We start from the raw sequence: 15,548 nt of genomic DNA, 5'->3' as shown, positions 1-15,548 counted from the left end.
TATCCAGGCTCCTGCAGTACTTTACTTTAAAATCAAGAGGATTGGCCAATATCTTGGATTGACTGTACCTTCAGTCTCCCGATACCCCTTCCTTCAGTCACTTTCTTACCTTTTATATAACCATTAACCTCTAGAAGGCCTATTCCCGTTTGGCAAAAAACCGCAATATCCACAATAGATACTTTCATCAGGCGGGTGATTCTCTATTCTCCATACCCTACTGCTTGTATCGTTTATTTCCCTTCCTCCCTCTTCATGCTTTTATTTAACCGCACCTCTAATCTTTTTCCTACAAACCATAGGATGAAGATAATGATTCCGACAATCACTGTACGTACTGGCTTATGAATAAGCGATACTATATCATAACCAACAAAACTGATTGTAAAAATCATCACTGCTTTCCCGCCAATTACTGCCAGTCCATATTGTAACGTGCTTACCTTTGAAAGTCCTGCCACGATGTTAACGATGGCAGATGGCGTGAAAGGGAAACAAAGCAAGAGAAATAACGGACCGAAACCATGGCTTTCCACCCAATTCATCAACCTTTGTACCCGTTTATGTTTTTGAAGAAAGCGAAAGAACCTCATCTGGCCGTATCTTCTAATGATTAAGAAAATCAGAAACGCACCAGCTATCGCTCCTATCCAGGAAAATAAAAATCCCCACCATAGGCCAAAAGCGGTAGCATTGGCTACGACAAAAACAACCAATGGCAAAAATGGCAAAAAGGCTTCTAGCATTGGCAATAAAATACCAGGAATTGGACCGAATGAACGGTATTGCTTAATAAGTTCTGATATATGTTCAAGTGTTATCCACTCAAGTACCGCATCAAGATTCATGACTATCTCCCTCGGCTTGCTTTCTATTCAAGCAGCGTCTCTTAATAAAAAATCCGTCCTATTTTAGATATAACACTTTCCCCTTAAATTGCAAGAATAAATGCCCATCTATCATCATACTTTCCCTATCTCAGGAAATCATAATCTTATTAACAAAAATTTCACGCGAGTGGGAAAACCGCTTGCATATCAAATATGATTCAGTTAGGATATAACAAGAACAAGTGTTCTATTTCTGTTCTAACATACATAACATAAGAAAACGTTTATTAGAAAGGGGCGGTCAAGATGACCCGCATACCAGAGGATGACCGAAATATGATTGAAAAAGCCATCTACCTTCCCATGGTGATTACAGTCTTAAACCGGGATCTCAAGGTCATCGAATTAAGTCCTTTTAAATTAAAAAGGCCCTATTTAGAGCTTATCGAACGCGCTCTAAAATCCGTCCAAGAAGACCTTGTTGAGGTACGACGCTACTTGCGGAAGGAGAATATCAAGGTAAGTAAATTAAATAGCGATGAATCTTTTACTATGTATTGCTTTTTATATAAAGGATACGAAGAGCACCATAACTACTTTAATCCCCGTCTCCGAAATAAAACGGAAGAAATATTATGTCATTACCTTTTTCAAAGGGGATTTAGAACTGAGAAAATTTAGCCTTCTTTATTTCTAGGAACAATGAAAAAGCCAACAAATACTGTTGACTTCCTTTTATAATTTATCCGTATATTTGTTGAGCTTATCGGACATCTTTTTAATTTCTTCTACAAAAGTAGAGATTTCCTCAATGGAAGCCGCCTGCTCTTGACCCACAGAAGCTATTCGCTCAATTGATGTCCCCATTTGTTGCGTCACTTCTTGGATTTGCACTAATTTTTCACGGATCATTTGAGTAGATGTGACCGTTTCTTTGGAAAACTTCCTAATCTCTTTGGCTACGACTTCGAACCCTTTACCTTTTTCACCTGCACGAGCGGCCTCTATAGCTGCATTTAATCCTAATAAATTCGTTTGGGTTGCCACTCTTTTAATCATGGACAATATTTCATCCGTATTTTTAACATCTTCTCCAGCTTTGTGAGAGGAATCTAGAAGTTCAGTGGAAACGCCTGCTAATGAATGAGACCCTTCCGCAATATTAATAATTCTCTCATTGGCTTGACTCAATGATACTGAAATTTGATCCGCAATCGACCTCAGTTCACTTTGCCTACGTATTTGGATGGCTATACCACCAATGACTTGATTATTCTTATCATGAAGAGGCACGGCTGTTCCAGTAAATTCAAAACCATAAAAATCAGCCGGCACCTCAGACTTTAATGGTTTATCCTGACTCAATGCTATAGCGAGAGGTTCTTCTGGATTCAATAACTGCCCTTTTTTGATATGTAAATTTATTCTTTCACCAGGGAAATATTCAATGAACTTTTCTAAATCACATATGGCTATCGATAATTCAGAGGGAACTGCCGCTTTAATTATAGGTACCATATTAATTATACTTTCCAGCGAATCAATTTTCCCAAACATATTGTTGTACACTGTTGCAACACTCCATCCCTACTATAAAGCTAAATTTTACCAAAGAATACTGTTCTAGTAAATATTTTTTGCCTTATTTCTTAATTTTTAAGATGAAGAGAAATCTTACCTGTTGAAAATTCTAATAACGCTTCCATGTAATACCCGATTGATTACTTCAGAGACGGATATTTCGAAATCATTTCTGACGCTTTTAGGCCGTCGGATTCGGTAAATAAATAGAAAGATTTTCTTTTGGTTTCCTCGATTCTTTGGATCAATTTGGATTTTAAAAAGGAAGTCCGATGTAATTGGTTTTCAAACGAACTGCTCGATACGTCGATATCGAATGATTTTCTATTTCTGAAAGTGATCGTTGTCTGTTTAGAGTCTAGTCGCGTAAAGGAGACTACATGTTCATGAGATAACCAGGTGCATTGAGGACGCAAGGGAGATGTAGTCGGAAAGAAGAAAATTGAACTGGTCGGATCGATGGCAATGGGTGCCTTGTGGGTGATATTTATGAGTTGTTTCGTACCATCTTTCCTTCCACCGTAACTTGAACCAAAGTACTCACAGCTTTTCTTGATAATATCCAAGGGCTTGAACGGAGAAATGAACTCATCTTCCAACTCAATGATTCGAGAGTAAATCTTACTTCCATAATTAATCGGCATGACCATTAGTGTATAAGGAGTAATTTCATATTCTTCGATTATTCCTGTACAGCTTTCCTTCAAATTACATCCACCTCTTCCTATTTCATTTATCAAGTACCATCCATCTTTCTTAATATCGTTGAAGCTTTCCATTTTGGGCGGTCCCAGTCAAAACGGGTTAAATTCACCACTATAATAGCATAATTCACCTAACTTACCTTCAAGTTCACAAAAAATTAAAAATTCTTTCACAAGCCTTATCATCTCGTCATTTTAACGACACAAACTCATTTTATCTAATTATTTTAAATTTTCTGTTGATTTTATATCCATTAATCCATATACTAATAAAAAGGGTCAGGGGTGGTTACTTTGAAAAATGATAAATCATATTCAGAGTCAGTGAAGTCCTTATCAACGAAGGAAATCAAAAATGATGCAGCCGTTCAGGAAATGTTAATTGACATGATCATTATGGAATCGTTCCTTACGACTAAAAAGAATATCCTTACAAAGGAAATCGATGAAGCTCTGGATACTAAGAACAAACCTCTATTCCTCAAATTAAGCACTGATTTGAATGCCTTATTGAAACAGTTTGGAAATTAATCAAATTATGAATGAAATACCTTAGAAAAAGCCTCCCTGATACGGGAGGCTTTTAAATTCGTCATCATTCTTTATGAAACATTCCCATGACCTCAGTCGTTTCGGTAATATTAACGAAGGCTTGTGGATCCACTTCTTTTATCATCGCCTTCACATCGGTTAACTGGTAACGTGTAATGACCGTCATCAACACTTTGCTCCGTTCACCCGAATAGGCTCCTTCCCCATCCATGACCGTAATGCCGCGATATAGATTGGCCAGTAACCGTTCTTTCACTTCATCGCCTTTTTTCGTCACAATCATTAAAGTTAATTTGATATGATTCGAATGAATGGTATCTATCACTTTACCTGCTGCATAAATCGAAATCAATGTGTATAATGCGGCATCCCATCCAAACCTAAAGCCGGAGACAATCACCACGATCGCATTCATCACTGAAAGTAAGGTACCAAGGGGGAAGTCTCTCTTCTTAGCCAAGAGCATCGCAATGATATCGAATCCTCCCGATGAACCTGAAGCACGAAAGATAATGCCGATACCGATACCAGAAATGACCCCTCCGAATAAAGAAGATAATATTGGCTCAGAGGAAACTCCGTATACAGGTATAATATACAAACTGACCGAAATGACCACAACCGACAAGATTGTAAATGAGATGAAACGTCTTCCCAATTTTAGATATCCCAGAATAAGTAATGGCAGATTTAATAAGAAATTCAAAACCCCTGTATTTAACGGGGTGATGATTCCTAACATAATGGCAATTCCACTAAGTCCGCTGCTGAGAATCAAATGTGGAATCAAGAATAAGTTATAGGCCAAGGCAACAAGCACCGATCCTAACGTGATTAAAAGTATATTATACATAGATGCTCTCCTTAAAAACGCTCTGGGAATTTTAATTTATTATAGTAGAGAACGGAATATTTATAAAATGATAGTTTTTTCTGAAAATGAACCATCGATTCCCACTTTTCTTAAAATTAGGCAAGAAAAAAAGCTAGCTTATGAGGCTAGCTTTCAGTCATCATTCATTTCTTCATTTTCCACCGTTGATATCCTCTCCAGCATGGTGGGATGGGAATAACGAAGCCATTTGACTAAGATAGGGGGATTTACCTGACTTAGCCCTGATCTCGTGAGCTCCTGGAAGGAAGTGATGGCCGATTCATGGTCTCCTGTCATTTCAATGGCATAACGGTCCGCTCTCGTTTCCTGATAACGGGAAACGTAATTGGAAAGCGGGCTGGAAACAAACAGCAACACGGAGGTAATCAAGAGGAATAAAGGCAACGAAGAAATCCTGTCCATTGATTGAACTTTAATCAAGCGTCCCCATCGCCCAATGATGTAATTCATGATTTTTGCCGTCAACCATAAACCGACCAATGTCATGACGATATAACCTGCTATTCCGATGTAAATATGTTTTTCCACATAATGGGCCATTTCATGTGCCATGATGAAAAGGATTTCGTCTTCGTCAAGCCTATTTAAGGTCGTATCCCAAAGAACGATTCTGGAATTCGAGCCTATCCCCGTTACATAGGCATTCAGGGAATTCGTTTTCTCTGCAATATTCACTTCATAAACATGTTCAGCCGGGATATCCGCTTGTCCGGCCAGTGCCAAGATTTCCGTTTCTAACTCCTTATTTTTCAGTGGATAAAAATCATTATATAAGGGATCAATCAAGACCGGTTGGACGAACATGAGGAACAAGGTAAATGGAATCGATAACAGCCAAGCATAAAGCCACCATTTCTTTGCACTTTTTTTCATCAGCCAGTATAGAACGGAAACGATGATGAGCATCGTCCCAAAATTCACCCAAAAATCGATGATATCGTCTTTCATCCATGATGAAAAGCTCTGGGTACTTATATGATAACTTTTACTCATTTGATAGCCTATGAAACTGATTGGAAACATCGCTACATAAGAAATCAATGAAAGCCAAAATAAATAAATGGTCGTTTGCAGTCCTTTTCGTTTACTAATAGTCAAAGCTGATTTTTCAAAATACCTTGAAAATCCGAATAGCATGATGAAAAAATACAACAGCCATTCATAAGGGGTCGCAACGAAAAATATGAAGTTTCGCAGCCCTGAATAATCCTCACTGAGTTTGAGCTCCCTAGCGTTCAAAAACTCTGCGGGGTCAGCTGCAGTGCCACGTAAAGCCTGAGGAATCGAAGTGTCTGCACCATAGAATATATACCAATACATCACTGCCACAAAAAGGAGATATAAAAGAATCGCTCTCCCAGCCCATTTCCTAACCATGAAGCCCCCTCCTTTAAAACAAACCTGCCTTATATAGTTTAATCCAAAATGGACAGGTTAGAACCGTATTTCGTTCCCTTCATATAAATGTCCATAAATGTTCATTATTTCTCCCGATTTCATACCTTGTTTTGGAAAATCATCCTGTATAGTGAAGATATCAATCTATTTAAATTGACTCGGGGTGACAGATACGCATGAAGAAAATTTATATTATATTCACTGCTTTATTAGTAATCGGGATTGGATCAGGTATCTATTATTTTACAGAGTATCGCCAGTCCAAAATGGAATTTCCTGAAGATTTAGTGATGAATACGCATGACGGAGGCACATACAGCTTCTCCGATTTAAAACCCAAAGTTCGCCTATTAGAATTCATGTACCTCGATTGTCCAGATATATGCCCAAATACCACCTATCAAATGCAAAAGATTCGGGATAAGCTTGTTAAGCAAAATATTTTTGGGGATAAAGTGGAGTTTTTGACCATCACTTTCAATCCAGAAATGGATACACCCGATAAAATAAAAACTTACGCTAAGGCATTTGATATAAATGAAACAGACGGTTGGGAGATTTTACGTGGGACGTCAATGGACACTAAAAAGCTAACAGATCAATTCGATTTTCTTTTTCGGGATTCCGGAACCGGTAAGTTCGTTCATAGTACGGCCACTTATTTACTCGATGCGGATAATCATGTCGTTAAGGTCTTCGGCATGGGTGAGTATAATTTCGATAAAGACGATGTCTATAAAGCCATAATGAAAGAAGTCGAATAAGCCATACGCATGGCGGAACAAAGTGGATCACCTTCTCGTCCATTCCCATTGGGAAAGGGAAATTCGAAACTTTAAAGTTTGACACTAAACACAAGACTCGAATATTTCTACATGAAAAAAGCTACCATCCATGATGATTTAGGATGATAGCTTTTTTCTTTCTTCTTCATCAATGAGTTTATCTAATTGAATAATGCTTTCTTTTGCACGTAGGAAATCAATTTTTCGGTAATGGTGATTTCCGCCTTCTTCCTCATCTTTTTCATCGGCCCATTTGACGACCTGCTGAAGTGGTGTTCGGGTTATATCATTTGAAGGTAAAAATGAATCGGTGTGAAATAGAATCGCGAGGGAAGTCGTCTTGGCTTTAATCGGGTTTTCACCAAGCCGGATTAACAATTTATGAGCTCTCTCAGCCCCTTTAATTGGATGGATATCATTTTTTTTGTACATGTCATAATCCCATTTCCCATTGCTGTACCATGTGAAATGGCCCATATCATGTAAGAGTCCAGCTTTGGCAGCGATATCCGGATCCACGTTGTATTCTTTCGCTAGATGAAATGCATGGTATGACACCGCTATAGCGTGGGCCAACCCTGAGCGGTTCAAGTATTTTTGAGCAATCGGATGGTTGAATATATCTAATAGTGTTACATCTCTCATTCTTCCTCTTCTCCTCTCATCTAGGGAAATTTTTAATAACCATCTTATCGCTTTTTAAAAGAATAAGCAAGATAAAGGCTCACTTCCTCTAATTTATGCTTTTCCTTCAAAGTTGTCTGTACAAAAAAGGAGACAATCGCCCCCTACGGCAATTGTCTCCTTTTCTTGAAGGTATCATTCAAGCTTGGGTTACATGAGTTTTTAAACTACGGCGCAAAATCTTTCCTGTCGTATTTTTCGGGAGCTCGTCTATAAACTCAATTTTTTTCGGAACTTTATACTTAGCCAAATGTTCTAAACAATAGGCAAGTAATTCTTCTTCGGATAACATATCGGTTTTCCTCACGACAAAGCATTGAACGACTTCACCCTGATTGGGATCTGGTACACCTATCGCTGCTGCCTCGACCACTTCGGGATGAGCATAGAGAACCTCTTCCACTTCTCTTGGATAAACGTTAAATCCACCAACAATGATTAATTCCTTTTTACGGTCCACAATAAAAAAATAACCTTCTTCATCCATGCGGGCCAAGTCACCTGTATAAAGCCAGCCATCTTTTAAAGTGGCAGCCGTTTCTTCAGGCATTTTGTAATACCCCTTCATCACGTTGGGCCCTCTGACAATTAACTCCCCAACTTCATTAATCTCCACTTCTTCTCCTAGTTCATTCACAACTTTATTTTCAACATTCAAGATGTTCGTCCCAATCGAGCCGGCTTTTCTTGGACGATCCAAAGGGTTGAAGCATGTAACAGGAGAAGCTTCTGATAAACCATAACCTTCTGAAATATTCACATTGAACTTTTTCTCGAATGATTCAAGAAGGGATACAGGCAAAGCCGAACCTCCTGAAATGCAAAAACGTAACGATTCAAGTTCTTCAGCTGTTCCTTCAGGATATTGAAGCAAGAAATTATACATGGTAGGAACGCCTGCAAAAACGGTTGCTTCATATTTTTTGATTAGCCTGAAAATTTCCTTCGGACTGAATTGAGGAACGATTAACAATGTTCCACCCTTCAATAATGGCGCATTCACGACAACAGTCAAACTGAATACGTGGAACATGGGCAACGTAGTAACAACTCGGTCTTCTTCCGTAATATTCAAGTACTCACCCGTATCGTGTGCATTGGAATAGATATTTTTGTGGGAGAGCATGGCACCTTTCGGCTTTCCTGTAGTTCCCGAAGTATATAGAATGATGGCTGTGTCTTCAGGATCTAAATCTGGTCCTTTAAACTGAACCTCCCCCGTAGCCAACATTCTTGTAAACGATTTCATTTTAGGGTAAATATTAAGTTTGCTACTATCCCCATTATCCGGTTGCGTTTCACAAATGACATAATTCTCAACACTCGAAAGAATGGGATTCATCTTTTCCAATAATGGTAAAAGCTTATCTAAAGCCACCACTACCTTTACGTCGCCGTTATTCAGGATATACCCAATCTCATCTGGTGAGTAAATGGGATTTACAGGTATAACGGTCGCTCCTGTACGCAAAGCACCATACATCGAAATAATGAAATGTGGAGAATTACCTAAAAGCAAGGCAATATTATCACCTTTTGAGACACCAAGCTTATGTAGTTCGTCTGCAAACTTTGAGACCGCCGCATCCAGTTCTCTATATGAAGTAGATTGGTCCATAAAATAATAAGCTGGCTTATCAGCCTTTATTAAAGCCGTTTGATGAAGTTGTTGAGATAAATTCATCGTTCTCCCTCCCCCTGTATAAACATCATGAATGAGTAGTCATTCATTTTTAACGCAAACTAAATACAGTTTTATTATATTAAAAGAGAGAACCAACATCAACAATTTTATCCAATTTGAAGAAATTATTGTCATTTTTATACACAAAAGCCATTCCCTAATATGGAATGGCTTTTGAAAACCACCTAATAAATAAGCGCTAGGATTTCTTCTTTTGTTACATTACCAAAATAATGATGGACATCAATTTCATCCAACACGCGATTGATTGATTCCTTTTCATAGCGAATACCCATAAGCTTTTGTTCTATGTCCGTAACTTCCCCGACTCCGAAGAAGTCACCATAAATTTTACAATTCCCTATGATCCCCTTGTTTACTTCAAGACGTATATCCACTGACCCCACAGGGAATCTATGTGAATTCTGTACGTTGAATTTGGGGGATTTCCCATAATTCCATTCCCAATTTTGATATCTTTCCTTAGAAATTTCATGGATTTTTTTCCAATCGTCCTCTGTTAAAATATACTCCGGAATGACTTCATTATCTTCGAAAATATTATTCAGAAGGAACGAACGGAATTTTTCCACTGACATTGGCTCTTTTAGGAAATCGGCAATATTGCCAACGCGGCTTCTGATTGATTTTATTCCTTTTGACTCAATTTTATCTTTTTTCACCTTCAGAGCTGAAACGATATGGTCCATTTCCGATTTAAACAGCAATGTACCATGGCTGAACATCCTGCCTTTCGTTGAAAACATCGCATTACCTGATATTTTCTTCCCTTCAGCGAGGATATCATTACGTCCGCTCAATTCGGCATGGATTCCCAATTTCTCAAGCGTTTGAACGACTGGCTCAGTGAATTTTTTGAAATTATGAAAGCTGTCCCCATCATCTTTCGTGATGAAGCTAAAATTGAGATTCCCCAAATCATGATAAACCGCGCCTCCACCTGAAAGACGACGGACGACAGTAATCCCATTTTCATCAACATAATCAGAGTTGATTTCCTCAATCGTATTTTGATTTCTTCCGATAATAATCGAAGGACGATTAATATAGAATAGTAGGTAGGTTTCATCAATATCCAGGTGTTTAAGTGCATATTCCTCGATAGCTAAATTAATCTGTGGATCAGTGATTCCTTTATTATCAATAAAAAGCAATGTAGCTCCCCCTCGTGGCATCTTCATCCATTTGTTTATGTAACATTTATAATTGAAATTCAAGATTGCTTTTGGCTATAGATATTTCTCGCTTAAAAACTTCGGAAGCCTCTTGTTTAAGTTGATTGAGATCCCCGTAATGTGGAAGATGGGTTAACAGCAAAAGTTGCGCATCTGCTTTATCTGCAAGCATGCCCGCTTCCCTTGCAGTCATATGACCAGCCTTTGAACTATCCATGTCGCTGTAAAAATTGCTTTCACATAATAAAACGTTTGCATCCTTAGCGAATTCGGCCAGTTCATCCATATAGGCACTGTCACCCGTATAGACAAGGGCACGATTTTCAGCCTCGATCCTCATGGCAAAGCACGGGACTGGATGCTTTGTTTTCATGAAGGTAAACGTGCATGGACCTATCTTCAAAGGTTTATCGGCAGAATAGGCCACTCCCTTTGTAATATCTTTATAGGTCAGCTTTTCGAATTCCATAGCATCCAAATCATGCCCATAAATAGGCATGGTCTTTTTTTCACTGCCTAATATTTGCTCTATTAGTGCGGCATGTTGTAAGACACCAATATCCGCTATATGGTCTGGGTGATAATGTGATAAGACAACCGCATCAAGTTCTCCCGGTTTCATGTGATTTTGTAGCTGCGATAAGACACCGCTTCCACAATCGAGCAGAATGCGAAAATCTTCATATTCAAGCAAATAGCCGGAACTTGCCTCATTTTTAGCTGGGTAGCCGCCCCAGCAGCCAATTACGGTGATTTTCATCTTTGGCACTCCTTTATCCTCTCATGACTTCTCCATAAATATAAACTATTCCAACTCTCATTTCATCTTTTTCATATATGTTATAAAACATGAGTTGACAAAAATAAACTGTTATAATACAATTGGTTTATAGAAATCAGATTAATACAAAAATTAAGGAGATGACGATTATGATTCAAAGTAGCGTTGAGTTCTTTAAAAACTTACCTCCAAAACATTGTGTGGAATGTGGAAAAAAGGTAGAAGAACAACATGAATGTTACGGAAACCAGTGTAGTCATTGCCTTTCTGGAGAATGATAGTCTAAGTGTTTACACATCCACTTTCCAATCAAAATCTTATCCCCAGATAAAAAAGACGTTTCCGAGTGAGGAAAACGTCTTTTTTATCTGTTTATTCTGAAATTGGTACAGTCACGAAGTCAAAAAACAAAAAAAAAGAATTATCAAGTAGCTGATAATCCCTTAAATAAATATACTTTGAATAATTCAGCTATTTCTTCTTTCCCTAATGGGGCATGGTTCCTTTCCCAGTCAAAAATGAGGGCAAGATACATTTTTAACATGAGGAAAGCCGTTATCTCTGGATCACAGTGCTGAATATCTCCCTTTTCAATCGCAGCTTTTAGTTTTTCTTTAATATATGACACAATGGCTTCTTCCATTTCATTCACCATATCTTGAACGGCCGGCGTACCAATCTCCCTTTCTTCCTGGAGAAGTTTTAAGGAAAGTTGATGTTCCTGCCTAAATTCCAAGATGCGATACATAGCCCTATGTAAATTTTCAAAGAAGGTTAATTCTTGATCGAAGGATTGTTCAGCTTCATACTTCATTTCCTCTATCATCCGTTGGACAATCTCTTTAAACAACTCTTCCTTATTCTTATAAAAGGTATAGATCGTGCCTTTACCCACATTAGCTATTTTAGCCACTTGATCCATCGTCGTTGCTTTATATCCAAAAAGTGAAAAGGACTTAGTAGCAGCTTCCAGTATCAACTTCTTGCGATCAACAGACATTCCTCACCCCAAATCTGACCAAAATAAAGAAACGGTCAATAAATTCTATTCTATCTTACCAAAACATCTCTTCTTATTCAATCTAATTACTTCAAAACGCTTCTTAGAACATCTCGGATATAATGATGAATGAATAAAACAGTAACCTTGTGAAGATATCATACGAGACCAATGCCTTTGGGTATACAGCAGGTCAAGGAATTGACATCTGTTTCTGGACACCACAAAGCCACTACCAAATAACTCCCTAGAGAAATGTGTCTGCATTGAATGCCACCGAGGTGACTAGCAACCTGAAGACAAACAATTCTTTAAGAATTTCAGAGTAGGATTTTCTCGTACCTATTATTGCTAGCCTAGCCCGTTAAACTCTAGCGGGGGTCAGCTCCAAATTAAGACAGCTTCATGAGGAAGGCCCTTCCTGCTTCAACTTTTTGTAGATTATAAGCTGAAGCAGGTCTGGTTAACCCTCAGCCGATTATGGCAATCGCATTCATAGGCTTATTCACCATACATCGCCCTGTTTTTAGAAATTACTTCTCATCTAGCTTATTCAAAACAATGGTAGCCAACGCATCGATAAATGCCGGTTTTACATTTGGCATATCAGGGCGGTAGTATCCAGCGCCAATTTCTTCAGTCACCACTTTACATTCATAGTCATTATCGTAAAGGACCTCAAGGTGCTCCGCCACAAACCCAACAGGAATGTAAATGAAAGCCTTGAACGCTTTTTCATGATAAAGATCTCTCGTTAGATCTTGTACGTCAGGACCAAGCCAAGGCTCTGGTGTCTGTCCGGCACTTTGCCAACCCACTGCATAATTTGAAACTCCTGCACCTTCGGCAATTAATTTTGCTGTCTCTTCAAGTTGTTTCGGATATGGATCTCCCAATTGTAAAATCTTCTCCGGAAGGCTGTGGGCCGAAACGACCAAGGCGAAATTATCACGTTCTTCTAAAGTCATTTTACCAATTACGTCTTTTAATTGGTCCACCCAATACTGGATAAACTTAGGCTCATCGTACCAGCTTTCAACGGACTGAATCTTCATGCCGAATTTAGCTGCTTCATCCTGTGCACGTCCATTGTAAGACTTCACACTAAAGGTTGAGAAATGGGGAGCCAATACAATACTGATTGCTTCCGTGATTCCATCCTCATGCATTTGCTGAACCGCGTCTTCAACGAAAGGCTCGATATGCTTTAGGCCTAAATATGCCTTAAATTCAATCTCATCTTGAATCGAATTCAATTGCTTTTCAAGTGCTTCAGCTTGTCCGGCTGTAATCTTTGCTAAAGGGGACAATCCACCAATTGCTTTATATCTACCTTTAAGATCATCGATCAATTCTTCGCTTGGTCTTCTCCCATGACGGATATGCGTATAATACCTTTCAATATCCTCTTCGGTATATGGAGTTCCGTATGCCATAACTAAAAGACCCATTTTTTTCTTTGTCATGAAATTACACCTCTTTTAAAAGTTTCAGTCATTCTCTTGTGTTTTAACGAACTCGGAGCAAATGTTCCGCTCAGCCTTTTTTCTTACTGGAAGAATATTCATGGATAAAAGCAGTCAATTTCTTCAATGTATCCGGATTCACATCAGGAAATACCCCATGTCCAAGATTGAAGATATACCCGTCCTGCTCCATGCCTTGATCAAGGATTTGTTTGGTCCGTTCTTCAATGATATCCCATGAGGACAGTAGAATCGCCGGATCGAGGTTACCCTGAACAGTTTTCCGAATGCCCATCTGCCTTGCTTGTGAAATAGGCAGTCTCCAATCCAGTCCAACCACATCGATAGGAAGGTCATTCCATTCCATCGCCAAGTGGCTTGCACCGACACCGAACATGATAAGTGGTACATTTTCCTCACGCAATGTCGTAAATATACGGTTCATGATAGGTTTGATGAACACCCTATAATCCTCGACATTCAAAGCACCTACCCATGAGTCAAAGATTTGGACGGCTTTAACGCCCGCTGTAATCTGAGCCTTCACATAGACGATGATCATGTCTGCCAACTTATCCATCAAGGCAAACCATGCTTTTGGTTCAGAATACATAAAAGCTTTCGTTTTATTATAGTTTTTCGAAGGGCCCCCCTCAATCATATAGGAAGCAATCGTAAATGGTGCACCAGAAAACCCTATCAATGGCACAGACAATTGTTCGGTCGTCAATAATTTAATCGTATCCAATACATATGGAATGTCTTCTTCTGGTGACAATTCACCTAATTTTTCAACATCTCTCAATGATTGGATTGGATTGGAAATAACCGGACCTATGCCTGATTTAATGTCTACATCCACGCCCAATGCTGGTAGCGGTGTCATAATATCTTTATATAAAATTGCTGCATCGACATCATACTGTTCAACAGGCAATCTAGTTACAAAAGCGCATAACTCTGGCTGATGTGTAATTTCAAAAAGAGAATACTTTTCCTTCAGTTTACGGTATTCAGGCTGGGAACGGCCTGCTTGACGCATATACCAGACCGGCACGTGATCCGTTTTCTCTCCTCTAGCTGCTTTCAAAAAAGTATCATTCTTAATTTCCATACTCATTAATATCCACCTTTCAAGCACTCAACGTTCCATTTTTTATGTATCTCTTACATAGAATATCAGATGGTAGTTGTTTTTCAAATCGTAACTGCTTAAACTATAGCTTTTTCTAATATAGAAGTATAGCGAACCTAATTATTTGTCAGAAATTCGACTTTTTTCGAAAAAAGATTTTTCTAAAGAAGTGACAAAATGATTAATAGCAACTTAACAAAGGGTAAATGGTAAAAACATTACCCCTTGGGTAAAATGGGTATAGGGACTACTATTAACTACTGGAGGGTAAAATATGAATATATTCATCACATCAGGCACATTCGATTTTCTGAAAATAAAAAAAGATAAACATCCATCTGAAAAAATACTACTCATGCAAAATGCTGAAACTACGGTGCTTTTGCATGAAACAACAAAGAAAACGATTTTCGCTTCGCCACGCAAATACGAAGTAGTGGACGGTACCGGCGACCTACCGGAAAGTGGATATGTCGTCATGAACAATATCCCGGTCAGTGAAGAAGGACGTCCTGTATTTGAACACCGTTTCAAAAACAGCGCCGATTCCATCGCAAGAGAGCCCGGCCTTGTCGCCCTTCGGATCTTAAGACCGATCCATTCCGAAACGTACATTATCCTTACCATTTGGGAAAAGCAAGCCAACTTTTTAAGTTGGAAGAATTCAAGCTCCTTTAAGGAAGCCTTTAATAATAACGGTTCCACTCCTGTAACGAATTCAAGCCAAAAGATGTTCTCAGGTGAAGCCTATATGACCCAGTACACTTTAGTGAAGGATTCCAACGAATAAACGTCACCCCATCAATATAACCGAAAAGGCCAACTCATGAATGTAGTTGGCCTTTTCGTTATGATAT

General features: G+C 38.7%; 18 protein-coding genes. 5 read left to right on the top strand and 13 right to left on the bottom strand.

The window, feature by feature from the left end; translation table 11 throughout:
* Positions 1-32: 32 nt before the first annotated feature.
* Both ACQKL5_RS05675 and ACQKL5_RS05670 read right to left on the bottom strand, forming a co-directional pair.
* A complete protein-coding gene (locus ACQKL5_RS05675) occupies positions 33-188 on the bottom strand; it encodes a hypothetical protein (RefSeq protein WP_427607087.1) in 156 nt (51 codons plus the stop codon).
* Between the two features lie 45 nt (positions 189-233).
* Entirely contained in the window at positions 234-848 is a 615-nt protein-coding gene (locus ACQKL5_RS05670) for a TVP38/TMEM64 family protein (protein WP_427607086.1), read from the bottom strand.
* Positions 849-1,136: 288 nt separating this feature from the next.
* Between ACQKL5_RS05670 and ACQKL5_RS05665 the strand changes: the two genes are divergently transcribed.
* The gene (locus ACQKL5_RS05665) at positions 1,137-1,511 is read left to right on the top strand and encodes a hypothetical protein (RefSeq protein WP_427607085.1); all 375 of its coding nucleotides are present in this window, start codon (positions 1,137-1,139) and stop codon (positions 1,509-1,511) included.
* A 54-nt stretch (positions 1,512-1,565) separates the two neighbouring features.
* Here ACQKL5_RS05665 and ACQKL5_RS05660 read toward each other — a convergent pair whose 3' ends face one another.
* Positions 1,566-2,387: a methyl-accepting chemotaxis protein gene (locus ACQKL5_RS05660; RefSeq protein WP_427607083.1), complete on the bottom strand. Its 822-nt coding sequence runs from the start codon at positions 2,385-2,387 to the stop codon at positions 1,566-1,568.
* A gap of 164 nt (positions 2,388-2,551) precedes the next feature.
* Positions 2,552-3,118 carry a competence protein ComK gene (locus ACQKL5_RS05655; protein WP_427607081.1) on the bottom strand — a complete coding sequence of 189 codons (567 nt, stop codon included), beginning with the start codon at positions 3,116-3,118 and terminating at the stop codon, positions 2,552-2,554.
* Positions 3,119-3,409: 291 nt separating this feature from the next.
* Here ACQKL5_RS05655 and ACQKL5_RS05650 point away from each other — a divergent pair, with 291 nt between their 5' ends.
* The gene (locus ACQKL5_RS05650) at positions 3,410-3,646 is read left to right on the top strand and encodes an IDEAL domain-containing protein (RefSeq protein ID WP_427607079.1); all 237 of its coding nucleotides are present in this window, start codon (positions 3,410-3,412) and stop codon (positions 3,644-3,646) included.
* A gap of 64 nt (positions 3,647-3,710) precedes the next feature.
* On the opposite strand, the gene ACQKL5_RS05645 is transcribed toward ACQKL5_RS05650, so the two are convergent.
* Positions 3,711-4,520 (bottom strand): YitT family protein, encoded by an 810-nt coding sequence (locus ACQKL5_RS05645; RefSeq protein ID WP_427607077.1) that lies wholly within the window; start codon positions 4,518-4,520, stop codon positions 3,711-3,713.
* A gap of 153 nt (positions 4,521-4,673) precedes the next feature.
* Complete coding sequence (locus ACQKL5_RS05640; RefSeq protein WP_427607076.1) at positions 4,674-5,939, bottom strand: M48 family metallopeptidase; 1,266 nt, start codon at positions 5,937-5,939, stop codon at positions 4,674-4,676.
* A gap of 197 nt (positions 5,940-6,136) precedes the next feature.
* Here ACQKL5_RS05640 and ACQKL5_RS05635 point away from each other — a divergent pair, with 197 nt between their 5' ends.
* Complete coding sequence (locus ACQKL5_RS05635) at positions 6,137-6,724, top strand: SCO family protein (RefSeq protein ID WP_427607075.1); 588 nt, start codon at positions 6,137-6,139, stop codon at positions 6,722-6,724.
* Between the two features lie 138 nt (positions 6,725-6,862).
* Here ACQKL5_RS05635 and ACQKL5_RS05630 read toward each other — a convergent pair whose 3' ends face one another.
* The 4 genes from ACQKL5_RS05630 to ACQKL5_RS05615 form a co-directional block, all read right to left on the bottom strand.
* Complete coding sequence (locus ACQKL5_RS05630; protein ID WP_427607073.1) at positions 6,863-7,390, bottom strand: HD domain-containing protein; 528 nt, start codon at positions 7,388-7,390, stop codon at positions 6,863-6,865.
* A gap of 178 nt (positions 7,391-7,568) precedes the next feature.
* A complete protein-coding gene (locus ACQKL5_RS05625; RefSeq protein ID WP_427607071.1) occupies positions 7,569-9,113 on the bottom strand; it encodes a fatty acid--CoA ligase family protein in 1,545 nt (514 codons plus the stop codon).
* Between the two features lie 185 nt (positions 9,114-9,298).
* Positions 9,299-10,288, bottom strand: a complete 990-nt coding sequence (locus ACQKL5_RS05620; protein ID WP_427607069.1) for a lipoate--protein ligase — start codon at positions 10,286-10,288, stop codon at positions 9,299-9,301.
* Between the two features lie 46 nt (positions 10,289-10,334).
* Positions 10,335-11,069, bottom strand: a complete 735-nt coding sequence (locus tag ACQKL5_RS05615; RefSeq protein WP_427607067.1) for an MBL fold metallo-hydrolase — start codon at positions 11,067-11,069, stop codon at positions 10,335-10,337.
* Positions 11,070-11,239: 170 nt separating this feature from the next.
* Here ACQKL5_RS05615 and yhfH point away from each other — a divergent pair, with 170 nt between their 5' ends.
* Positions 11,240-11,368, top strand: coding sequence for a protein YhfH (gene yhfH / locus ACQKL5_RS05610; RefSeq protein ID WP_427607066.1), 129 nt, complete (start codon positions 11,240-11,242; stop codon positions 11,366-11,368).
* 146 nt (positions 11,369-11,514) lie between these two features.
* Here yhfH and ACQKL5_RS05605 read toward each other — a convergent pair whose 3' ends face one another.
* The 3 genes from ACQKL5_RS05605 to hemE all read right to left on the bottom strand — a co-directional run bounded on the left by ACQKL5_RS05605 (position 11,515) and on the right by hemE (position 14,670).
* Positions 11,515-12,090, bottom strand: a complete 576-nt coding sequence (locus tag ACQKL5_RS05605; protein WP_427607064.1) for a TetR/AcrR family transcriptional regulator — start codon at positions 12,088-12,090, stop codon at positions 11,515-11,517.
* A 533-nt stretch (positions 12,091-12,623) separates the two neighbouring features.
* Positions 12,624-13,556 (bottom strand): ferrochelatase, encoded by a 933-nt coding sequence (gene hemH, locus ACQKL5_RS05600; protein WP_427607062.1) that lies wholly within the window; start codon positions 13,554-13,556, stop codon positions 12,624-12,626.
* Positions 13,557-13,626: 70 nt separating this feature from the next.
* Positions 13,627-14,670 (bottom strand): uroporphyrinogen decarboxylase, encoded by a 1,044-nt coding sequence (gene hemE / locus ACQKL5_RS05595; protein WP_427607534.1) that lies wholly within the window; start codon positions 14,668-14,670, stop codon positions 13,627-13,629.
* A gap of 295 nt (positions 14,671-14,965) precedes the next feature.
* Between hemE and ACQKL5_RS05590 the strand changes: the two genes are divergently transcribed.
* Positions 14,966-15,481 carry an antibiotic biosynthesis monooxygenase family protein gene (locus tag ACQKL5_RS05590; RefSeq protein WP_427607060.1) on the top strand — a complete coding sequence of 172 codons (516 nt, stop codon included), beginning with the start codon at positions 14,966-14,968 and terminating at the stop codon, positions 15,479-15,481.
* Positions 15,482-15,548 lie beyond the last annotated feature (67 nt).

The sequence above is a fragment of the Peribacillus sp. NPDC097675 genome (assembly GCF_050277655.1).
Taxonomy (GTDB): domain Bacteria; phylum Bacillota; class Bacilli; order Bacillales; family DSM-1321; genus Peribacillus.
This window is presented reverse-complemented; position numbering and strand designations above follow the sequence as displayed.